A 21,329-nucleotide genomic window follows, 5' to 3' on the forward strand; every position below is an offset into this window, starting at 1 on the left:
CCCCTTCGGGGAGCCTTCCGGTTGTCGTTCGCTACCGCTCACGGGCCGTCAGTCCCAGCCCCTTCCGGGCAGCCCTCCTTCCAGGGGGGACCCCTGCCTCCCTTGTTGGGTTGTTGACAAAGGCCACGAGGTGGAGTAGAATCTCTTTCACGTGGTTTCAGTCATCTAACTAACATTTATTTTTAAAAAATGTTATAATGGCGACTGAATACAGGTATTGTGATTCATTTTGCTTGTCCCCGTCGAGTTCTGCTCAGGCGGGAACGCTCGGTTGGAGGGCGGACGAGATGAAGTTCGGGTTTTGCAAAGCGTGGGTGCGGCCCCTGGCGGGGGCTCTTCTGTTGGTTGCCCTGCTGCTGTCCCTTGGAACGAGGGATGCAGCCGCTGCAGCCAAGAAGCGCTACGAAAACTGGAAGGCCGTCGCGGCGGACATGGCCGTTGAGTTTGAGGAGGCCCAGAAGGACATTCTGGCCGATCAGTGGAAGGACGCACATAAGCATGTCAACAACGCCTACTTCGGTTATTACGAGGTCCAGGGGTTTGAAAAGAACGTGATGGTGGCCATCTCGGCCGCGCGGGTCAGTCACATCGAGGGGCAGTTCGCTGCCATCAAGCACGCTCTTTTGGGCAACACTCAGGGGGAGAAGAACGCTCTGTTGTCCCAGGTGGAGGACCTGAAGCTGAAGGTCTATCGTGACGCCATGGTGTTGGACGGCGACCTTGACGAGTCGGAGCCGGACAGCGCTGGAGCGGCGATCTACGCCAACACGAGCTTGAAGCGGCCGGACTTCCTTGGGGCTCCCGCGGCGATCGAGGCTGTGGCGAGTGCTTCTTCAGGCGAGGCGGGTTCGGAGGCGGCTGCAATGCCCGCGCCTCAGAAGCGCCAGCGGACGGACCCGAACTGGATCACTTTCGTCACGGCCTTTGGGCTCTTGGTGCGGGAGGGGCTGGAGGCCATTCTGGTCATCGTCGCCATCGTGGCCTACCTGATCAAGACGGACAACAAGAACCTCTTGAAGGGGGTCTACGTGGGCTCCTTTGCCGCCATCTTGGCCAGCATCGCGCTGGCGTGGGTCCTGCAGGAGTGGATGGGCGAGCAGAGCGGCGTGGCACGGGAGCTCTTGGAGGGCTGGACGATGTTCCTGGCCGTGGCCGTGCTCTTCTACGTTAGCAACTGGATGCTGTCCAAGGCGGACACCATCGCCTGGGAACGGTACATCAGTGGCAAGGTCCAGCAGTCCATCGACCGAAGGAGCCACTGGACGCTGATCTTTGCGGCCTTCATCGCCGTCATGCGGGAGGGGGCGGAGCTCATCCTGTTCTACCAGGCCTCCTTCACGGGGGGCATGAGCGACCCCGTCTACATTGTTTACGGCATCGCGGCCGGGGTGGCCGTGTTGGTGGCGGTGTGGATCGCCTTCCGCTACTTCAGCGTCCGGCTTCCCCTCAAGGCGTTCTTCCTCTTCACCAGCATCCTGCTCTTCGTGATGTGCGTCTCCTTCATGGGCAAGGGAGTCCAGGAGCTGACGGAGGCGGACGTCATCACGGGCCGAACGGTGATCCCCGCCATGAACGGCTTCACCATCGAGGTCCTGAGCATCTACGACCGGGCGGAGACCCTGATCCCTCAGATCATGCTGGTCATCGCGGCGCTGTGGATCACCATCCCGCACCTGTTCTCCCGAAAAAAGCCTGCGGAGGGCGAGTAGGGGGAATTCGTTAGCTTGATCACCGCGCTGCGGCGCGGGCGTGATAGGGCGCACATACACACATTCATCGATGGTTTTTTTAAGGAGGAAGTTGTCATGAAGAAGTTGTTGGTTGCGTTGATGGTCCTGTGCATGGCCCTCGTGGCCGGTGTGGCTTTCGCCGCCCCGGCGGCGGAGAAGCCCGGTGAGAGCGGTTTTGCCGAGATCCCCATCGGGGAGGAGCAGCAGGTTGGGCCCTACAACGTCGCGGCCGTCTACTTCCAGGCCGTGGACATGTACCCCGCCGGCAAGAACCCCTCGAAAGAGGACTCGGACATGCACCTTGAGGCGGACATCCACCTGAAGCCCGAGGACGCCGTGAAGTACGGCTTCGGCAACGGCGACAACATCTGGCCGGCCTATCTGACCGTCAAGTACGAGATTATCGACAAGGCGGGCAAGACCGCCATGGAGGGCAGCTTCATGCCCATGAACGCCGACGACGGCCCCCACTACGGCGCCAACATCGCGAAGGGCTTGAAGGTGGGTGCGTATAAGCTCCGCATCACCATCGAGCCCCCCACGGACTACCTCCTTCACACGGACCCGGAGACGGGCGTCCCCGCCAAGGAAGGTGCGGCGGAGTACTTCAAGACTCACGTTGCGGAGTTCGACTGGAATTACACCGGCGAGCAGCTTCAGAATAAGTAACTGACGTTCGCCATTTCCCTCAAAAGGCCGCCTGCCGGGCGCGTTGCGGATCATGCCGAACGCCGCCCGGCATCGCGGCTTTTAATTTTTCTGTGTTGGCCGGGCCTCGATCGGCCCCCCCCTGAGTGAGATTGGAGGTCAGCCCCATATTAAAGTATCTTGTATCCGTCGTGGATCATCTTGCCTCCCCAGCCGTGCTGCTGGGCATCATCCTCAGCTTCGCTTCGGGAGGCGGCCCGGTCCGGCGCCGCATGGCCCGGTTCGGCGCCGTCGCGGGGCTGCTCCTGGGCTGTGTGGCCTTCGGCGTTCGCCTGTGGGATCCGAAGGGCACGAACCTCATCCTGATCAGCTTCAACCGCTGGCTCGTGGTCGCCATCGCCGCCGCGGCGGCCCTCTCCGCGCTGTCGGCTCTCCTTGCCCTGCTCTTTCGGCGCCAGGACGGCGGTCCGTCGCTGTTCCTGACGCTCCTGCTGTCCGTCCTGGCGCTCCTGGCGCTGACGCACGTCACGCCCTCGGTGCTGCAGTTCACCCGCGAGTTCGTCTACTTCGGGGAGAGCGGCATCAGCACCAACGCCCTGCTGCGCGCCCTCGGCTTCTCGCTCGGCATCATCGTCTGTCTACTCCTGTGCCTCAGCGCGGATGAGGTCCACTCCGCCCTCCCATCTCAGGTGGGCGAGGGCTTCCTGCTCCTCTCTGTCGGGGTCTTCTTTCTGGGGTACGGCACGATGGCCGTGGCGGCGCTGCAGCGACTCAAGGTCATTCGCCTCACGGACCTGGTGTTCCAGGTCATGATCTTCGGGGACGCCCATCCTGACGTCTTCCTGTTCCTCCAGCTGGCCCTGGCTGTCGCGATGCTGGTCTGGGTCGTCGCGACTCACCGCCGCCCGCTGGGGACCTACCCCAACCGGGCGCTGCTCCGCAAGGAAAAGGCGCGGCTTCGCAACTGCCGCCGATGGTCCTGGAGCCTGCTTCTCTGGTGCGCAATCGCGGTCTTCATCGTGGTGGTGCTGCGCTACTACGACACGCGCCCGCCTGCGGAGGTGCAGCCGGAGGAGTACGCCCTGGAGGACGGCATCATCACGATCCCGCTGAACCAGGTGGACGACGGCCACCTGCACAAGTTCTCCTACCACACGCCAAACGGCTTCGACGTCCGGTTCCTGGTGGTGAAGAAGCCCGTGGGCGGAGCCTACGGCGTCGGGCTGGACGCCTGCGAGATCTGTGGCATCGCGGGCTATTACGAGCGGGGAGAGGAGGAGGTCGTCTGCCGCCGGTGCGACGTGGTGATGAACAAGAACACCATCGGCTTCCATGGCGGGTGCAACCCCATCCCCTTCCCCTACGAGATTCGGGCGTCGAAGATCTTCATCGACGTGCGGGACCTGGAGCGCCATGAGAAGCGGTTTAAGTGACGGGTTTTCCGGGGGGCCGTCCTACGGCGCCGTCCGCGCGGCGGTCCCTCTGGTTTTCGACCTTGACCGGGCCTGCGCTGAGCGGGCCCCACGGGGGAGGTTCGTGCGTTGTTCTGGAGAATGATAGGGCGGACGCTGGTCCGCCAGAAGGGCAAGATGCTGATGATCGCCTTCACTGTGGTGCTGGGCGTGTCACTCTCCACCGCCATGATGAACGTCATGCTGGGGGTGGGCGACAAGGTCAACCGCGAGCTGAAGGTCTACGGCGCCAACATCACGGTGCGCCACAAGGAGGCCGCGCTCATGAGCGACCTCTACGGCCTGAACGAGGGGCAGGGCGTCACGGACAAGTTCCTTCGGGAGGAGGACGTGATGAAGTTGAAGTCCATCTTCTGGGGCTTCAACATCATCGGCTTCGCCCCCATGCTGAATGGCAGGGTGGAGCTTCAGGGCGTTGGCCCCGTGACCGTCGTGGGCACGTGGATGCGGAAGCACGCGGAGCTCAATACGGGCGAGACGGTGGACACGGGCCTGCGCGACCTGCGCAGCTGGTGGGCGCGCGACCTGAAGGGCGACTGGATCGGCGAGGCCGACGACGACTTCGTGATGGTGGGGAGCCTCCTGGCGGGTCGGAACGACATCAAGCCGGGGGACGTCCTGACCCTGAGCAGCGGAGGACGGACGAAGCGGGTGACCGTGAAGGGCGTCTTCACCGATGGGAGCAACGCGGACACGGAGGTCATCGGTACGCTGCGGATGGTGCAGGAGCTAATGGACCTGCCCGGTTGCGTGTCCACCATTGAGGTCTCTGCTCTGACGACGCCGGACAACGACCTGGCCCGCAAGGCGGCTCAAAACCCCAAGAGCCTCTCCCCCGACGAGTATGAAACGTGGTACTGCACGGCCTACGTCAGCGCCATCTGCCACCAGATCCAGGAGGTGGTGCGCGACGGGGTGGCGCGGCCCGTGCGGCAGGTCGCGGAGTCCGAGGGGACGATCCTGAACAAGACGACGCTCCTGATGGTCCTGATCACGATCCTGAGCTCCATCGGCTCGGCTCTGGCCATCTCGAACCTCATCACAGCGAGCGTGATCGAACGTAGCCAGGAGCTGGGGCTGATGAAGGCGCTGGGTGCGCAGAACTGGCAGATCGCCCTCCTGGTGCTGACGGAGGTCATGATGACCTCTGTCCTGGGCGGTGCCGTGGGCTACTTCGTCGGCATCGGCTTCGCTCAGCTCATCGGACAGACGGTCTTCGGCTCCACCATCGAGATCGCTCGGATGGTCATCCTGATCGTGGCGGTGATCCTGTTCTTCGTCACCCTCCTGGGGAGCGTCCCGGCCATCCGCTACCTGATGGCCCTGAAGCCTACGGAGGTCCTTCATGGAAAGTGAGCGTTCGGGAAAAGCGAGCGGCTTTTCCGCGAAGTCTACGGAGGTTCTTCATGGAAAACAGCGAAAATATGCATAGCGGCGTGCGGCACGGCAGCCGCCGACGAATGTACCTGCGGATGGTGACGAGCTCCCTGGTCCGCCGCGCCTCTCGGCTCATCATCGCGGTGCTGGCGATCGCCATCGGCGCCACGATCCTTTCGGGGCTTGTGACGATCTACTACGACATCCCCCGTCAGCTGGGACGGGAGTTCCGATCCTACGGGGCGAACCTCATCATCCTGCCGAAGGGCGACGCCCGAATCACGCGCGAGGAGCTGGTCAAGGTTCGGGACGTCCTGGGGTCGGACCGCATCGTGGGGATGGCACCCTACCGCTATCAGACGGTGAAGATCAACGAGCAGCCCTACATCATCGCCGGGACGGACCTGCCCGAGGCGAAGAAGAACAGCCCCTTCTGGTACGTCGAGGGGCAGTGGGCCTCTGCGGAGGAGCCGGACCGCGTGATGGTGGGACGTGAGATCGCGGACACCCTGAACCTGAGCCTGGGCGACGCCTTCACCGTTCAGGGCGTGAAGTACGGGCACCAGGCCGTGGCGTCGGGCCAGAACCTGACCGCGGAGGAGAACCAGAAGCGGGACCTGGCCAGCCAGAACTTCAGCCGGCGCTTTTCGGTGTGCGGCATCGTCACTACAGGCGGTGCGGAGGAGGGCTTCATCTTCGCGGACGTCGACATGCTGGATGAGCTGGTGGGCGACGCCTTCCGATGCGACGTCGTGGAGTGCAGTGTGGTGGCCGACGCGACGCAGCTGGCGTCCCTCTCCGCGAAACTGGAGGCGGAGGTCCCCGGCGCGCTGCCCCGGGCCGTCCGCCGCCTGACGCAGTCGCAGGACATCGTGCTGGGCAAGCTGCAGGCGCTGGTCCTGCTGGTGACCGTCGTGGTGCTCATCATCACCATGATCTCCGTCTACACGACGATGACCGCCATGGTGGCGGAGCGCTACCGCGAGATCGCGCTGAAGAAGGCGCTGGGCGCGGAGAACGGCCTCGTGATGGGAGAGCTCCTGGGCGAGGGCGTGTTCCTGGGCTTCATCGGCGGGGCGCTTGGCGTATGGCTGGGGTTCGAGTTCGCCCAGCGCGTCAGCCTGAACGTCTTTGGCAGGGCCATCAACTTCCAGTGGTCCCTCATCCCCATCACCATCGCAGTCTTTATTGCCGTCACGGTGCTGGCCTCGATTCTGCCGGTCCGCAGGGTGATGGACATCCATCCGGCCATCGTGCTGAGGGGGGAATAACGTGTCGCAAGCGATTTTGGAGTTGAAGAACGTCTCGAAGATCTACGGAACGCTGCGGGCCCTGTCCGACATCAACCTGTCCGTGAACAGGGGCGACTGGCTGTCCATCATGGGCCCTTCCGGCAGCGGTAAGACCACGATGATCAACATCATCGGGTGCATGGACACGCCGTCGGAGGGCAGCGTCGTCCTGGACGGGGTGGACATCAGCCGCGAGAACGCCGCGAGCCTGACGCGGATCCGGCGGGACAAGATCGGCCTGATCTTCCAGCAGTTTCACCTCATCAGCTACCTCACCGCCGTCGAGAACGTCATGCTGGCTCAGTACTACCACAGCATGCCCGACGAGGAGGAGGCCATGGAGGCGCTGGCCAAGGTGGGGCTTGCGGAGCGGGCCCGGCACCTTCCAAGCCAGCTGTCGGGCGGAGAGCAGCAGCGCGTCTGCATCGCCCGCGCCCTCATCAACTCCCCCATGATCCTGCTGGGCGACGAGCCCACGGGCAACCTGGACGAGGAGAACGAGGGCATCGTGGTGGACATCTTCCGCAGGCTCCACGAGGAGGGGGTCACCATCATCGTGGTGACGCACGACCCGGAGGTGGGGGATGTGGCACAGCGCAAGATCGTGCTGGAGTACGGCAAAATCGTGGACGACGTGGACCAGAGCGGCACCTTCGGGCAGGCGCTCGAGCTGAAGGTCGTCCGGTCGGATCGCTGAGCGTCCGCTTTTGGTGATTGGTACAGTTTAATCTATGGGGAATGTTTGAAAGGAAGGATAAGACGATGAAGAAACACACGTTGTTGCTTGTCGGGGCAGCGGCCCTGATGGTCGCCGGGACCGCAGGGTTCATGAACCTGCGGCCGGTTGGATATCGGGACGGCGTCTACAGCGGAAGCGCCTCCGGAGCCTTCGGAGAGACGAAGGTCACGCTGACGATCGCAGACGGCAGGATCGCGAAATGCGATATGGAGGCCCTGGACGACGACGGAAACGTCAAGGACGCCCACTACGGCGAGGGGAGCTCTGAGGCGAACTTCCGCATGGCCCAGACGGCCCTTCAGGGCATCGGAGAGTACCCGAAAAAGTTGATCGAGTCCCAGAACGTCGACGGGATCGATGCCGTGTCAGGCGCCACGGTGTCGCTTCTGGACTTTCGGAACGCGGTGAAGCAGGCCCTCGAGGAGGCACGGAGATGACTCGACGTCTTGCGGTCTTTGAAGCGTTCCTGGGCGTCCTGTTGGCTCTGACGCCCTTCGTCCTCTGGCCGGTCTGTTCCATGCCCAAGCCGGACGGCGGACACATGCTCTGCTGGTACAGCGGCATCCTGATCACGGCCATTGGAGTGTTGGTCGTTCTGTTCTCCATTCTGGCCTGGTGGAAGAGCTGGAGCTTTCTCCTGGCGGCGGCAGCGGCTCTCCTGGCCTGGCTGGCCCCTAACGACATCATCCACATTGCCGGAACGGGCTGGGCCGTGGGGCTCTGCGGAATGGCGAACCACGCCTGCCGCGCCGTGACCATGCCCGTCGTGGGCTGGATCGTCCTGGCGATCGTCCTCATCGGGATTGCGGGCCTCGTTTCGGGCTTCGTGGGGAAACGCTGAGGTGCAGTATGGTACGTTGACCCGATCGCTCTCCACGCTGGGCATCGCGCGGAGGAACGTCCGCCGCAGGCCTGGCCGCAGCGCCTGCCTCATCGCGGCAGTGCTCCTGCTCTCCTTCTTCCTCTGCGCCGGCTCCGCCCTCTTCATGGGCCTTTCATCCGGAGCGGAGAGCATGGCAAACCGTCTGGGCGCGGACGTCATGGTGGTACCGGAGGGGTACGACCCCCACGTGGACAGCATCCTGCTGTCGGGTGAGCCATCGAGCTTCTACCTGCCGGGAGATGTCCTGGAGCTCCTGGGGGGCGTGGAGGGGATCGCCCGCATGTCCCCACAGGTCTTTCTGGCGACGCTCAGGGCTTCCTGCTGCTCCTACCCTCTGCAGTTGATTGGCGTGGACTTCGACACGGACTTCATCATCAAGCCATGGCTGGACGGGGAGCTTCGGCGCGCTCTGACGGACGGAGAGGCTGTCGTGGGCTGCCGCGTCGTCGGAGAGACGGGAGAGACGCTCAAGTTCTTCGGGAAGGAGCTCCGCATCGCCGGTCGGCTCCACCAGACGGGCATGGGCTTTGACGCGGCGGTCTTCGTGACCCGTCCCACCATCGTGGCGCTGGCCCGCGAGGCGGAGCGCATCTTCAAGCACCCCCTCACCAGCGACGACAGCCTGATCTCCGCCGTGATGATCAAACTCGAGTCGGGACACGATTCCGTGGCCACGGCTCAGGAGATCAACCGGCGCTTCAACGGCAGGGGCATCTACGCCCTCTTCAGCAAGAAATTCGTGAACAGCATCGGGGCGAACCTCGCTGCGGTGTCCTGGGTTCTGAAGGGTGTCGGGGCGCTGGTGTGGTTGCTTGCCGCGTGCGTTATCGCGCTGCTCTTTGCCGTGACTCTGGCGGAGCGGAGGCGGGAGATGGGCGTGCTTCGCGCGCTGGGAGCAAGCCGCGGCAAGCTGGTGTGCCTCGTTCTGGGAGAGGCACTGCTGGAGAGCCTCTGGGGCGCGTCCCTTGGGGTGCTGCTGGCGATCGCGGCCCTGGCGACCCTGGCCTCCGGGCTGGCCTCGGCCCTTCGTATGCCCTTTTTGCTGCCGTCCCCCCTGGTGTTGTCGCTTTTAGCGACGGGCTCGTTAGCAACGGCGGTGCTGACGGGCCTCCTTTCGGCGCTCTCGGCGGCCCTGAGGGCGGGGCGGACCGACATCAGCGCCGCGATGAGGGAGGCGTGACCATGGCTCCGGTGCTTCGCTTGAACGACCTCTGTCGGGAGTACCGCCGGGGGGGCCGGCGCTTCCTGGCGGTGGACCACGTGAGCCTGGACGTTGAGGCTGGTAGCTGCGTCAGCATTATCGGACGCTCTGGAAGCGGCAAATCCACGCTCCTGAACCTGGCGGCGGGGATGCTCTCACCGACTGCCGGCTCCGTCGAGCTGCTGGGGCAGAACCTGGCGGACTTGGAGGACGCCCGGCTCTCGCGCCTGCGCTGCGACGCGATTGGCTTCATTCCACAGGGACCGTCCGCGCTGCCGGGCCTGACGGTGCTGGAGAACGTGCTCCTGCCCTTCGTTCTGTGGCCCCACGGAGGCGACGGGGAAGGGGCCGCGCGCCTCCTGCTCTCGCGCTTCGGGATCGAGGGGCTAGCGGACGCCTACCCGGAGGACCTTTCGGGGGGCGAGCTGCGCCGGGCCCTCATCGCCCGCGCCCTCGTCAACCGGCCCTCCATCGTGATCGCGGACGAGCCCACCTCGGACCTGGACGCGGTTTCCCGCCGCGGCGTGATGGAGTGCCTTGCGGCGCTGCAGGACGACGGGACCACGCTCCTCGTCGTGTCGCACGACTTGGACACCCTTGACTTCGCCGACCGGGTGTACACCATGGTCGACGGACGCTTGACGGAGGGGAACGGGCTGTCGTAACCTGGGACGCACGCTTTCCGTATTATAATGAGAGAGCAGGGCCCGCGCCGTCGAGGCGGGGCCCTGCCTTGAATGTGAAGGAGGAGCGTTGACGATGAACGGAGATCGCGTGAAGCGGGTGCTGTGCGGGATGCGGGAGCTTGGGGTGACGGATTTTCTTCTGATGGATCCCCTGTCCATCCTCTACCTGACGGGGCAGGACGTTCGCCCCATGGAGCGGTTCTTCGCGCTCTGCCTGCGCGGGGGTGGCCGTCCCATCCTCTTCGCAAACCGGCTGTTCGGGCTGAAGGAGGACCCGGACCTGGAGGTCGTCCTCCACTCGGACGGGGACCCGGTGATGGCTCTCGTGACGGAGCGCCTCCACCGCGGGAACGTTGGAAAGCTGGGCGTCGACAAGGGGATGCCGGCGCGCTTCCTGCTGTCGCTCCTGGAGCGCTGGGCGCCGGAGGACCTGATCGTCGCCTCGCCGGCCGTGGACCTGGCCCGGGGCGTGAAGGACGCGGAGGAGCGGGAGAGGATGGCCGCCTCCTCCCGCGTCAACGATCAAGCCATGGGGCGCTTCAAAGGCCTCGTTCACGAGGGTGTCACGGAGGCGGAGGTCGCCCGCCAGCTCCTGGACATCTACCTCGAGCTGGGGGCGGAGGGCTTCTCCTTCAGCCCCCTGGTGGCCTTCGGCGCCAACGCGGCGGACCCGCACCACGCGCCGGACGGAACGATCCTCAAGGAAGGGGACTGCGTCCTGTTCGACGTGGGCTGCCGAAAGGACGGCTACTGCTCGGACATGACGCGGACGTTCTTCTGGCGCTCGGCGTCGGAGCACCATCGTCAGGTCTACGAGACGGTGCGGCGGGCTCAGGAAACGGCGGAGGCCGGCGTGAGGCCGGGGGTGAGGCTCTGCGACATCGACGCCCTGGCGCGGGACGTCATCACGGCGGCGGGGTATGGGCCGAACTTCACTCACCGCCTCGGACACTTCATTGGGCTTGAAACGCACGAGTACGGCGACGTGTCGCCGGCGGACTGCCGCATGACGGAGCCGGGAATGATCTTCTCCATCGAGCCGGGCATCTACCTGAAGGACGACATTGGCGTGCGGATCGAGGACCTGGTCCTGGTGACGGAGGAGGGCTGCGAGAGGCTGAACCGCTACAGCAAGGAGCTCGAGGTGCTTCGGTAACTTCCAAAGGCCGTCTGACGGAGGACGCGAGAGCGGCCCTGGATATTTCCAGGACTGCTCTCGCGCGAAGTCAGTCTGCCGCGTCGGGAAAGAGCGCCTAAGGCGTCGCCGGGGATCAGTCTTTTCATCGCGTCCCCTCCCAGGCTTAAAAGGGCCCCAGGTGGATCGCCTGAGCGACGGCCACCAGGATGCAGCCCAGCGCCACCCACCAGCAGAACACGCGCCAGCTGTACTTCATCCAGCGCTCGAAGGGCATGTTGACGATGCCCAGAACCGCCATCAGCGCCGAACTCGTGGGGATCACCCAGTTGCAGAAGCCGTCGCCGAAGTTGAAGGCCAGGATGGCCGTCTGGCGCGTCATCCCGATGAGGTCCGCCAGGGGCAGCATGATGGGCATCACCGCGGCGGCCTGGCCCGACCCCGACGGGATGACCGTGTTGATCAGGAGGTTGGCGATGAACATGGCCGGCCCCTGAAGGACCGCCGGAACCCTCTTCAGCCCCTCGCCCAGGCCGTAGACGATGGTGTCCAGCACGCGGCCATCCGTGAGGATGCTTGAGATGGCCCGGGCCGAGGCGACCAGGAAGAACACCATGACCATGGTCTTCGCGCCCTCGACGAAGGTCTTGGCGATGGCGGAGGGGCTCATCCGGGCGAAGGCCCCCGCAGCGATGGCAAGGCCGATGAATGTGGCGGAGAGCTCCTGGTACTGCCACTTCCACCGGATGCTGCCCCAGACCATGAGCGCCATGGAGGCGACGGTGGCCAGGCAGACCAGCCACTTGCCAGGGTCCATGGGACCGTAGGCCCGGATGGCGTCGGGGTCCCTCAGGCTCTCCTCGCGGTCCAGGTCGTACATGGGGGAGGCGGTCGGGTCCCTGGATATCTTCACGGCGTAGCGCCAGATCAGGAAGCCCGTAAGGATCGTGTAGAGGACGAAGCAGAGCGCGCGGAACTCGATGCCGGAGAAGGGCGGCAGGCCGGCCAGCTCCTGGGCGATGAGCGTCGTGCTGGGCTGCAGCATGCCCGTGGCGAAGCCGCAGGCCGTGCCTCCCGTCATGATGGCGACGGCGGTGATCGAGTCCAGCCCCAGTGCCAGACAGATCATCACGAGCACGGGGGCGAAGGCCACGAACTCCACCAGGCCGCGCGTCAGCATGATGAGGCAGAACAGGACGAACATGCCCAGGACGAACAGGGTCTTGCGTCCGCGGTACTTCAGGGCCAGCTCCCCGATGGAGGAGTGCATGGCGCCCGACTGGATCACGATGGCGAAGGCCGCGCCGGAGCACAGGAGCATGAAGAGCAGGTCCGCGGCGCTCCTGGCTCCCTTCGCGATGTGCAGCGGGATGAGGAGGAAGTTCACCGGAGCGTTCTGGACCCAGTGGAACGAGCCGCCGTCCACCACGGACCTCCCCGATTCCAGCTTGACGCGGCTGAACTCTCCCGCGGGGATGACCCACGTCATGAGGCAGGCCAGGCACACGACGGCAAAGATGATCACGAGCGTGTTCATCGCTTTCCTGGGCTTTACGGCGATAGCGGCGTTTTTTTCCTCGGACACGACAAAGACCTCCTTAACGATGGAAAACGGTATCTGCGGGCCTACGCCTCGGCATCGAGGGCCGCCTTGTTGGACCGGAACTCCTCCTGAATCTCGTCCAGCAGGCCGGGAGTGACGATCAGGTCCTCCGCCGTGCCCGCCAGGATCTTGGCCCCGAAGACGACGGCGTCGTGGGCGCTTTCCGTCTTGCCTGCGTCGAGGTAGGCCTGGGAGTGGGAGGCCGTGCCCTCCGGCACGAAGGCGACGCGGATGCAGGAGCCGGGCATGACCTGCATGACGTTCCCCAGGTCCGTGGAGCCCGTCTTCTGCCGGGGGGGACGGATGACCGGCGCCCCCACCGCGCGGGCGTTTTCCAGGATCACTTCGTTGAGCTTCAGCGCGGGGATCTTGTTGTCGATGCTCTTGCCCTCGTCGAGCTCGAGCTCCGTCTCCGTCATCATGGCCGCGCCCTGCAACACCTTTTTGAAGCGCTCGATGACGGCCCTCAGCACCGCGCGGTTGTAGGAGCGGACGTAGAACTGCGCCCTCGTGAGGGCCGGCACCGTGTTGGCTCCCGTTCCGCCGCCGTCCGTTAGGTTGTAGTGCATGCGGACGTCCTCCTTCACGTGCTCCCGCAGGAACTCCACCCCCTGAAAGGCCAGGATCATGGCGTCCAGCGAGCTGCGTCCTTCCTCGGGCCGGATGGCCGCGTGAGCCGCCCGGCCGTGGTACGTCACCGTGAAGCTGGTCAGGGCCATGGACTTGACGTCCGTCGTCGTCTCGCCGCTGCCGTGCATCATCAGGGCGACGTCGATGTCGTTGAAGCAGTCCCCGTGCTTCAGCATGAGGACCTTTCCGCTCACCGTCTCCTCCGCCGGCGTCCCGTAGACGACGACGCTGAAGGGCGCCTCGATGCCCCCATCCTTCAGGGCCGCGGCCGCCCCCAGGATGCAGGGGCCCTGCATCTGGTGTCCGCAGGCGTGTCCCTGGGCCGGCAGCGCGTCGTACTCGCAGAGTAGCCCGATGCGAGGGCCACCCTCCCCCTGGCGCCAGACGGCGCGAAACGCCGTCTCAAGCCCCCCCACGCCGCGCTCCACGGCAAAGCCCCGCCCCTCAAGCCATGCGGTGAGCAGTCGGGACGCATGCCGCTCCGTCAGGCCAACCTCCGGATGATCGTAGATGTCGTCGGACATCCGGGAGAGTTCCGGCCTGAGGGAGTCGATGAGGCGGTTCATCCGTTCCTTCAAAATGATCGTTCCTCCTGTCGTGTCCGGTTTGCTTGACCGCGTTAAAAAAATGCACGTAAAAAATGATAGCATAAATCGAGAAGCGTGGAAAGGCGCTTCGATTCCCCCAAATCCACGGGTTGCGACGTCTCTATTCGGAAATCGAGCCCGCCGTTGTGCAGGTAAGCTGACGCCGTCCTTTCACCCGTCCGGTGCGTCGGAAAACGCGAAAAACCTCCCCCTGCTGCGCGTTAAAAATTTTGCCTTCGGATTTGGGAGTTCCATCCACGCCGCCGGAAATTTCTGCCATTAAATTCAATATAAGTGGTATTCTTCTGGATATATGGACGCTTTTGGGTTAAACTTATATCGTAGGATAAAACGGTTCTAAATAACAAAGGGAGTAGGAGGGGGAGTCCATGACCGGCGGCACACTTCCTGGGTGCGGTTTTCTGGAGGTGGTGGAGATGAGACATCTGCGCGTTCTCAAGACGGTGGAGAGGACCGGCGTGAGGGCCTGGCTGGTCGGAGATTCCGCTCGCATGATCGAGATGGGCATCGAGCCGGAGGTCATGACGCTGGCCGTGGACGCGAAGGACCTGAGCTCCCTGAGCGACAGGCTGGATGGTGCGACGGTTGACGCCAGGGGCACGTTCCCCGTCCTCCGGGGTTCGGTCCTGGGCGCGCCCTTTCGGGCTTACAGCCTCCAAGGCGACACGATCGCGGACGACCTGGCGCGCAGGGACCTGAGCATCGAGGCCATCGCCCTGCGCAGCGACGGCGGGGTGGTGGACCCCTTCGGCGGGCGCCGCGACATCCGAAACCGCGTCATCCGCCTGACGGGCGACGACGTGGAGCTGATCGACAGGGACCCGCTGCGCATCGTGCGCATCCTGCGCTTTGCGGCGGAGCTGGGGATGGACGTCTTCTGGCGGACCGACATGGACGTGCGCGAGTTCCTGAGGTGCCACGCGGAGCGCATGAACGCCATCCCCGCCGAGCGCTGGGGGCGGGAGATCATCAGCGGCATGAAGGAGCGCCCCTGGCGCTTCATCAGCCTCTGCGACCACTACGGCCTCCTGCCCGTCTTCCTGAAGGACCTGGAGGACCTGAAGTCCGTTCCGGACGGGCGCGGGAGGACGTTCTTCAGCCACGTCATGGCGACCCTGTCCGTCATCGAGAGGCGCCTGCCGACCCACAAGATCATGCAGGACGAGGCCTTTATCCTGGCGGGGCTCTTCAGCCGAATCGGCACCAGGTCGCTGAACGCCGGGGACGAGGGGGAGCGGAGGCGTAACAAGGCCCTGACCTCCTCCTTCCTGAGCCAGTGGAACATCCCGGCGGAGACGATTCGCGCCGCGCAGGCCATCATCGACGGCTACCGCAGGTTCTACGAGCTTCGGACAGAGGAGGACCTGTGCGGGGCCGTGCTGGAGCACGGGGCCGACGCGATGGCGGCGGGGCTTGACTTCGCGGGCTGCATCGCGCGGGCGGAGGGCCTGCCGCACCTGGAGACGCTCTCCGAAAACCGATGGCGTCTGGCCCAGGTGCTGCGCCGCTTCAAGGCCGTGGCGCTTCAAACGGGGGGCGCCTCGCGCTTCCTCGGAGGGGACGAGGTGATGAGCCTCCTTCGGTTGGCTCCAGGACGGATTATCGGTGCTCTTCTGGACGGGCTTGACGTGGCCGTCGGCACGGGGCGGGTGACGAACCGCGCCCAGGCCGAGGAGTGGATCGTCAGCCATGCACGCTCCGTCTGACACGGTCGCTGCGATATCGACGGCGTGGGGCGAGGCGGGCATCGCCGTCGTGCGGGTGTCCGGCTCCTGTGCCGTGCCGCTGGCCCGGTCGATCCTGCGCTTCGGGCCGAAGGGCTTTCCCCCGCCCCGGACGATGCGCCTGGCCGCCCTCCTGGACGGAGCGGACAACGCCATCGATCAGGTTCTGGCGGTACACTTCCCAGGGCCTCACAGCTTCACGGGCGAGGACGTGGTGGAGGTCCACACCCACGGAGGAACGCTGGTGGCTCAGCTGTGTCTTGAGGGACTGCTGCGGCGGGGGGCCCGCATGGCGGAGCCGGGGGAGTTCACCCGCCGGGCCTTCCTGAACGGACGCATGGACCTGTCCCAGGCGGAGAGCGTGCTCGGCATCATCCGTTCCCGCAGCGAGGAGGCCCTGCGGGCCGCGGCGCGGACCCTGTCGGGGGAGTTCTCCGAGTTCGTGCGCCAGATCCGCGACGAGCTCCTGACCCTTCAGGGGGACCTCGAGGTGGGGCTGGACTTTCCGGAGGACGCGGCGCCGGCTGTGGACCCGATCGGCCTGTACGACGCGCTGGAGACGCTTCGCATCACCCTGCGGGACCTGGAGGATCGCTGCTCCCTGGGGCTCCTGCTGCGGGAGGGCATCCGCGTGGTCATCTCCGGCCGTCCCAACGTGGGCAAATCGTCCCTCCTGAACGCCCTGCTGAAGCAGTCCCGCGCCATCGTGACGGCCGTGCCGGGCACGACGCGGGACATCATCGAGGAGACCGTCACCTATCGGGGCATCCCCATCCGTCTGGTGGACACGGCGGGGTTGCGCGTCCCCTCCGACGAGGTCGAGGCCAGCGGCATCGAGCGGGCGCGGGCGGCCCTGAAGCAGGCGGACATCTGCCTGTGGCTCTTGGACGGCTCCGCCCCCCTGGAGGACGCGGATCGGGATTACATCCGCAGCCTGGGGACGCGGGAGTCGATCATCGTCCTGAACAAGGCGGACAAGGCCCTCGCGGTGACGGAGGACGACCTTCGGGCCATCGTCCCGGAGGGGAGGACGCTTGCCATTTCCGCCAAGACGGGGGAGGGCCTGGACGCCCTCAAGGAGGCCATCGCCGCCATCGCTACGGCGGGTGGCGCGCTGGACGTGGGGCTGAACGTCACGGCGCGGCAGCTGTCGGAGCTTCGCGCCTGCGCGGAGGCCATCGCGGAGGCCCAGAGGGTCCTGGAGGCCGACATGGGACAGGACGTGACGGCGGCCCTTCTGGGCACGGCCAGAAAGGCCCTGGAGCGCACGCTGGGCATCGCAGCGGACGACGACCTCCTGGACTCCATCTTCAGCCGCTTCTGCGTCGGCAAGTAGGGCAGGCAGCGGGAGCGAACCTAAGAGAACGAGGCGGCGGGCCTTGACCCGCCGCCTTTTCGTCTGCCACCTTTACATTTTCTTCGAGCCATAGTAAACTATAATTAAACAAATAAATGCCACTATTTTAAATTTACTGATCTGAAAAAATACTAGTTTAACAGGGTGCAGTAAAGAGGCGCCGCACCCGTCCGGACCGCCCTCGGCTGCATCGAGTTTCCTGAGGTTTTTCAGCCCCGTTCGTCCCGGCCCCCTGGAGCAGCCTGTGCCGGTGGATAATTTGAGGAAACACTGAAATTGAGTCGTTGAGAACTGTCAATCGTAAGGCTCCCCGAGGTGGGGGGCATAACCCCATGTTAATTTTAAAAGCAAAGTGAGGTTAGGCCGATGATCATGAACCCTTCTGCAGTGAAGCGCGTTGTGATGGATGGAAAGAGCCTCTCCCTTGAGGGCTTCGTTGCCGTTGCACGGTTTGGCGCCTCCGTGGAGCTGGCCGGGTCCGCCCTCCGCGCCATGGAGCGGTCCCGGTCGCTGGCGGAGAAGATCGCGGGGGAGAAGCGCGCGGCCTACGGCATCACCACGGGCTTCGGAGACTTCCAGAAGGTGGCGGTGCCGGAGGAGATGTCGAACCAGCTCTCCACGAACCTGATCCTGAGCCACTGCACGGGCACGGGGGACCCCTACGCCGCCGAGGTGGTGCGCGGCATGATGCTCCTGCGGGCCAACGCCCTGTGCGGAGGGGTCTCCGGAGTGCGGCCCGTCCTGGTGCAGATGCTCGTCGAGATGTTGAACCGGGGGGTGACGCCCGTCGTCCCCCAGAAGGGCTCCCTTGGCTCTTCCGGCGACCTGGCGCCGCTGGCCCACATGACGCTGCCCCTCCTGGGGCGCGGACGGGCGCTGTATCGGGGCGTGGAGATGAGCGGAGCGGAGGCGATGGAGAAGGCGGATATCCCCACGTTGAGCACGCTGGCCTGCAAGGAGGGCCTGGGCATGACGAACGGCACCTGCGCCATGACGTCGGTCGGGGCCCTGGCCCTCTACGACACGATCTGCGCGGCCCAGTTGGCGGACGTCATCGCCTCCCTGTCCTTCGAGGGGCTGACCGCCCTGAAGGACGCCTTTGACCCGCGCGTCCACCAGGTCCGCGGCCAGAGGGGGCAAATCCGGGTGGCCGCCAACATGCGCCGCCTGATGGAGGGGTCCGAGATCCTGGACCGCTGCCAGGGGGATCGGGTGCAGGACGCCTACGCCCTGCGCTGCGTGCCCCAGTACCACGGCGCGGTGCGCGACGCGCTGGACTACGTGCTGGACAAGGTGGAGATCGAGCTGAACGCTGTCACGGACAACCCCCTGCTGTTCCTGGAGGACGAGGCCGTCATTTCGGGGGGCAACTTCCACGGCGAGCCCATGGCCATCCCCTTCGACACCCTGGGCATCGCCTGCTCCGAGCTCGCCAACATCTCTGAACGGCGCACGGAGCGCATGGTCAACGCGGCGCTCTCGAACGGTCTCACCCCGTTCCTGACGACGAAGGCTGGCGTGAACTCCGGCTTCATGATCGTCCAGTACGCCGCGGCCTCCATGGTGTCGGAGAACAAGGTGCTGGCGCACCCGGCCTCCGTGGACTCCATCCCCTCCTCCGCAAATCAGGAGGACATCGTTTCCATGGGAACCACCGCCGCGCGCAAGGCGGGCTGGATCGTGCAGAACACCCTCTCCGTGCTGGCGGACGAGCTCTTGACGGCCTGCCAGGCCATCGACGTCCGCCGTCGCCTCGACACCCACGGCCAGGGGATCACGCCGCTGCACGAGGCGCTCTTGAAGCACGTGCGCGAGCGGGTGGCCTTCTACGAGGTGGACCGGGAGATCTGGCCCGACATCGTGGAGGTCGAGAAGATGGTCCGCAGCGGCGAGCTTCTGGAGATCGTGAGAGCGCACGTCCCCGACCTGGAGTAGGCCGTCGTGAGCCTCGTGAGGCTGAAGGTCGTCCGCGCGGACCCGGCGGGCAACGTCACGCTCTTCGTGCTGACGCCCGTCGACCGCGCGCTGCGCGCCGACGCCGCGGGAAAGCTGATCGCCGCCCTGCCGGAGATGAAGGTCGAGCAGGTGGGCTTCGCCTCCGCACCCCTCATGGGTGGCGCTGCCCGGCTTGAGATGGCCGGGGGCGAGTTCTGCGGCAACGCGGCCCGCGCCTGGGGCATGTGGACCGCACGGGAAGCGGGACGCGTCCCCCCGCCTGAGAGGGTGCGGATTGAGGTCAGCGGCTGCGGCCACCCCATCGCGGTGGACGTGGACTGGGCGAAAGGCACGGCGCGGACGGAGATGCCCCTGCCCCTTGCGGTCCGCCCCGTCCCAGAGTTCGGGGGGACGCTGGTCCACTTGGGCGGCATCGCTCACCTTGTGGTTCGTGATACGGCTCCGAGCCGCGGGTTCTTCCACCGCGCGGAGCCGGTCTTTAAGGGGATGGCCGGGCTTGAGGCCTATGGCGTCGTCTTCCTGAACCGCCTCGACGCGGCGGCGGGGGAGGAGCGGCTGACGCCTCTCGTCAAGGTCCCCTCCGTGGGGACGCTGTTCCAGGAGGGCAGCTGCGGGTCCGGCAGCCTGGCCGCGGCGGTGGCGGAGAGCGCGGAGGTCCGGGACGGCGAATTCCGCAGGCGGTACGTCCAGCCCGCCGGGGCCCTGATCGCCTCGGTCGTCCGGCGGTCTGGGGAGGTGCGGAGCGCCTTTATCGAGGGGCCGGTCTCCCTGGACGAGCCCATCGAGGTCGAACTTGACCTGCACGCGGCGGGGTGATACGGTGATGTTATAATTTTCGAGAGGGGCGGAAGCGGCCGGCGGACGGGCCGCCCCCCAGGCCGAGGCGCATTGTGAGCCATATCTTTGACCTTGCGGACTTTATCAGACAAAAGGAGGGGTTAGATTGTCTATCCTGACCAACCCGGTAACGGTTTCCGTCATCGTGCTGTGCGTGCTGTGCCTTTTCAAGCTCAATATCCTGGCGGCCATGCTGGTGGCCTGCTACGCCGGCGCCCTGGTGGGCGGCATCCCGTTCCGCGACGTGATGGGCATCATCACGGAGGGGTTCAGCAGCAACGCCGAGACGGCCCTGGCCTACCTGCTGCTGGGCACCTTCGCCACAGCCATCGCCACCACGGGCCTTGCGGACATCATGGGCAAGAAGATGTCCCGCGTGATGGGGAACCGGCGGGCGGTGCTGCTGCTGATCCTGGCGGGCGTCAGCTGCCTGTCCCAGAACCTCATCCCCATCCACATCGCCTTCATCCCCATCATGATCCCGCCGATGCTGGCCATGTTCAACCGCATGAAGCTGGACCGCCGCGGCGCGGCCTGCTCCCTGGCCTTCGGGCTCAAGGCGCCCTACATCGCCATTCCCTTCGGCTTCGGCACGATCTTCCACGGCATCATCGCGAAGAACATGAGCGAGAACGGCATGCCCATCGAGACGGCCGTGGTCTGGCACTACACGTGGCACCTCGGCGTGGCGATGTTCATCGGCCTGCTGATCGCCATCTTCATCTCCTACGCCGCTCCCCGCGAGTACAAGGCGCTGGACGTGGACACGTCGGCCACGGACGCCATCGCCGAGGAACTGAAGCCGGCGCACTGGATCACCGTCCTGGCCATCTTCGTCGTGGTTGCGGTACAGCTCTGGAGCGACTCTCTGCCCCTCTCCGCCCTGAGCGGACTCGTGGTGATGTTCGCCCTGGGAGCCGTCCCATGGAGCAGGATCGACGACCAGTTTGCGGGCGGCATCAAGATCATGGGCATGATCGCCTTCGTGATGCTGATCGCGGGCGGCTATGCCGGCGTCATGAAGCAGACGGGCGGCGTCGACGAGCTGGTTCACGCGGCGGCCAACGCCATGAGCGGCAACAAGGTCATGGCTGCGACGATGATCACCCTCATCGGCCTCCTGGTGACGATGGGCATCGGCACCTCCTTCGGCACGATCCCCGTGCTGGCGGTGCTCTACGTCCCGCTCTGCAAGCACATGGGCTTCTCCACTCCGGCGACCTGCCTCCTGATCGCGGCGGCGGCGGCCCTCGGCGACGCGGGCTCCCCGGCCTCCGACACGACCCTCGGCCCCACGGCGGGCCTGAACGCGGACGGCCAGCACGACCACATCTGGGACACCTGTGTCCCCACGTTCCTGCACTTCAACATTCCGCTGATGGTCGCTGCGATCATCCTGTCGCAGTACCTGTAGCGCGGCGACGTGGGCTTCCGGGCCTGACCCTCGGCCG

18 protein-coding genes are annotated in these 21,329 nt (G+C 65.4%); 16 read left to right on the forward strand and 2 right to left on the reverse strand.

Translation table 11 applies throughout. The annotated features are described in order from the left end of the window. Positions 1-287 precede the first annotated feature (287 nt). The 11 genes from SY1_RS01500 (at position 288) to SY1_RS01550 (ending at position 11,184) form a co-directional block, all read left to right on the forward strand. Positions 288-1,709, forward strand: coding sequence for an FTR1 family iron permease (locus SY1_RS01500; protein ID WP_015555957.1), 1,422 nt, complete (start codon positions 288-290; stop codon positions 1,707-1,709). A gap of 96 nt (positions 1,710-1,805) precedes the next feature. Further along, positions 1,806-2,399: an iron transporter gene (locus SY1_RS01505; RefSeq protein ID WP_015555958.1), complete on the forward strand. Its 594-nt coding sequence runs from the start codon at positions 1,806-1,808 to the stop codon at positions 2,397-2,399. Positions 2,400-2,569: 170 nt separating this feature from the next. After that, on the forward strand, positions 2,570-3,811 hold the full coding sequence (locus tag SY1_RS01510) for a Fe-S-containing protein (RefSeq protein WP_243440551.1): 1,242 nt from the start codon (positions 2,570-2,572) through the stop codon (positions 3,809-3,811). A 108-nt stretch (positions 3,812-3,919) separates the two neighbouring features. Then, on the forward strand, positions 3,920-5,206 hold the full coding sequence (locus SY1_RS01515) for an ABC transporter permease (RefSeq protein ID WP_208872546.1): 1,287 nt from the start codon (positions 3,920-3,922) through the stop codon (positions 5,204-5,206). Positions 5,207-5,256: 50 nt separating this feature from the next. Beyond that, positions 5,257-6,498 (forward strand): ABC transporter permease, encoded by a 1,242-nt coding sequence (locus SY1_RS01520; RefSeq protein ID WP_243440552.1) that lies wholly within the window; start codon positions 5,257-5,259, stop codon positions 6,496-6,498. A 1-nt stretch (position 6,499) separates the two neighbouring features. Beyond that, positions 6,500-7,216, forward strand: coding sequence for an ABC transporter ATP-binding protein (locus SY1_RS01525; protein ID WP_243440553.1), 717 nt, complete (start codon positions 6,500-6,502; stop codon positions 7,214-7,216). A gap of 65 nt (positions 7,217-7,281) precedes the next feature. Beyond that, positions 7,282-7,695: an FMN-binding protein gene (locus SY1_RS01530; protein WP_015555960.1), complete on the forward strand. Its 414-nt coding sequence runs from the start codon at positions 7,282-7,284 to the stop codon at positions 7,693-7,695. Continuing rightward, positions 7,692-8,099 carry a DUF4418 family protein gene (locus SY1_RS01535; protein ID WP_015555961.1) on the forward strand — a complete coding sequence of 136 codons (408 nt, stop codon included), beginning with the start codon at positions 7,692-7,694 and terminating at the stop codon, positions 8,097-8,099. The genes SY1_RS01530 and SY1_RS01535 overlap by 4 nt, the downstream gene beginning before the upstream one ends. A gap of 1 nt (position 8,100) precedes the next feature. Then, a complete protein-coding gene (locus SY1_RS01540; RefSeq protein WP_243440554.1) occupies positions 8,101-9,321 on the forward strand; it encodes an ABC transporter permease in 1,221 nt (406 codons plus the stop codon). Positions 9,322-9,323: 2 nt separating this feature from the next. Beyond that, positions 9,324-10,007: an ABC transporter ATP-binding protein gene (locus tag SY1_RS01545; RefSeq protein WP_015555962.1), complete on the forward strand. Its 684-nt coding sequence runs from the start codon at positions 9,324-9,326 to the stop codon at positions 10,005-10,007. Between the two features lie 94 nt (positions 10,008-10,101). Further along, positions 10,102-11,184 carry a M24 family metallopeptidase gene (locus tag SY1_RS01550; RefSeq protein ID WP_015555963.1) on the forward strand — a complete coding sequence of 361 codons (1,083 nt, stop codon included), beginning with the start codon at positions 10,102-10,104 and terminating at the stop codon, positions 11,182-11,184. Positions 11,185-11,329: 145 nt separating this feature from the next. On the opposite strand, the gene SY1_RS01555 is transcribed toward SY1_RS01550, so the two are convergent. Then, complete coding sequence (locus SY1_RS01555) at positions 11,330-12,748, reverse strand: YfcC family protein (protein ID WP_208872547.1); 1,419 nt, start codon at positions 12,746-12,748, stop codon at positions 11,330-11,332. A 41-nt stretch (positions 12,749-12,789) separates the two neighbouring features. Continuing rightward, a complete protein-coding gene (locus SY1_RS01560; RefSeq protein ID WP_208872548.1) occupies positions 12,790-13,974 on the reverse strand; it encodes a M20 family metallopeptidase in 1,185 nt (394 codons plus the stop codon). Positions 13,975-14,372: 398 nt separating this feature from the next. On the opposite strand from SY1_RS01560, the gene SY1_RS01565 reads away from it, so the two are divergent. The 5 genes from SY1_RS01565 (at position 14,373) to SY1_RS01585 (ending at position 21,292) form a co-directional block, all read left to right on the forward strand. Continuing rightward, positions 14,373-15,710 carry a CCA tRNA nucleotidyltransferase gene (locus tag SY1_RS01565; RefSeq protein ID WP_015555964.1) on the forward strand — a complete coding sequence of 446 codons (1,338 nt, stop codon included), beginning with the start codon at positions 14,373-14,375 and terminating at the stop codon, positions 15,708-15,710. Beyond that, positions 15,694-17,064, forward strand: coding sequence for a tRNA uridine-5-carboxymethylaminomethyl(34) synthesis GTPase MnmE (mnmE, locus tag SY1_RS01570; RefSeq protein ID WP_015555965.1), 1,371 nt, complete (start codon positions 15,694-15,696; stop codon positions 17,062-17,064). The genes SY1_RS01565 and mnmE overlap by 17 nt, the downstream gene beginning before the upstream one ends. Positions 17,065-17,457: 393 nt before the next feature. Further along, complete coding sequence (hutH, locus tag SY1_RS01575) at positions 17,458-19,020, forward strand: histidine ammonia-lyase (protein WP_208872549.1); 1,563 nt, start codon at positions 17,458-17,460, stop codon at positions 19,018-19,020. A 6-nt stretch (positions 19,021-19,026) separates the two neighbouring features. Then, the gene (locus tag SY1_RS01580) at positions 19,027-19,857 is read left to right on the forward strand and encodes a histidine racemase CntK family protein (protein ID WP_208872550.1); all 831 of its coding nucleotides are present in this window, start codon (positions 19,027-19,029) and stop codon (positions 19,855-19,857) included. Between the two features lie 127 nt (positions 19,858-19,984). Further along, positions 19,985-21,292: a Na+/H+ antiporter family protein gene (locus SY1_RS01585; protein WP_208872551.1), complete on the forward strand. Its 1,308-nt coding sequence runs from the start codon at positions 19,985-19,987 to the stop codon at positions 21,290-21,292. The last annotated feature ends 37 nt before the right edge of the window (positions 21,293-21,329 follow it).

The organism is Fretibacterium fastidiosum (assembly GCF_000210715.1).
Lineage (GTDB): Bacteria > Synergistota > Synergistia > Synergistales > Aminobacteriaceae > Fretibacterium > Fretibacterium fastidiosum.

Coding starts and splice junctions, on each gene's coding strand:
- SY1_RS01500 (WP_015555957.1), top strand. CDS start 288: ATGAAGTTCGGGTTTTGCAAAGCGTGGGTGCGGCCCCTGGCGGGGGCT.
- SY1_RS01505 (WP_015555958.1), top strand. CDS start 1,806: ATGAAGAAGTTGTTGGTTGCGTTGATGGTCCTGTGCATGGCCCTCGTG.
- SY1_RS01520 (WP_243440552.1), top strand. CDS start 5,257: ATGGAAAACAGCGAAAATATGCATAGCGGCGTGCGGCACGGCAGCCGC.
- SY1_RS01530 (WP_015555960.1), top strand. CDS start 7,282: ATGAAGAAACACACGTTGTTGCTTGTCGGGGCAGCGGCCCTGATGGTC.
- SY1_RS01535 (WP_015555961.1), top strand. CDS start 7,692: ATGACTCGACGTCTTGCGGTCTTTGAAGCGTTCCTGGGCGTCCTGTTG.
- SY1_RS01545 (WP_015555962.1), top strand. CDS start 9,324: ATGGCTCCGGTGCTTCGCTTGAACGACCTCTGTCGGGAGTACCGCCGG.
- SY1_RS01550 (WP_015555963.1), top strand. CDS start 10,102: ATGAACGGAGATCGCGTGAAGCGGGTGCTGTGCGGGATGCGGGAGCTT.
- SY1_RS01565 (WP_015555964.1), top strand. CDS start 14,373: ATGACCGGCGGCACACTTCCTGGGTGCGGTTTTCTGGAGGTGGTGGAG.
- mnmE (WP_015555965.1), top strand. CDS start 15,694: ATGCACGCTCCGTCTGACACGGTCGCTGCGATATCGACGGCGTGGGGC.
- hutH (WP_208872549.1), top strand. CDS start 17,458: ATGAACCCTTCTGCAGTGAAGCGCGTTGTGATGGATGGAAAGAGCCTC.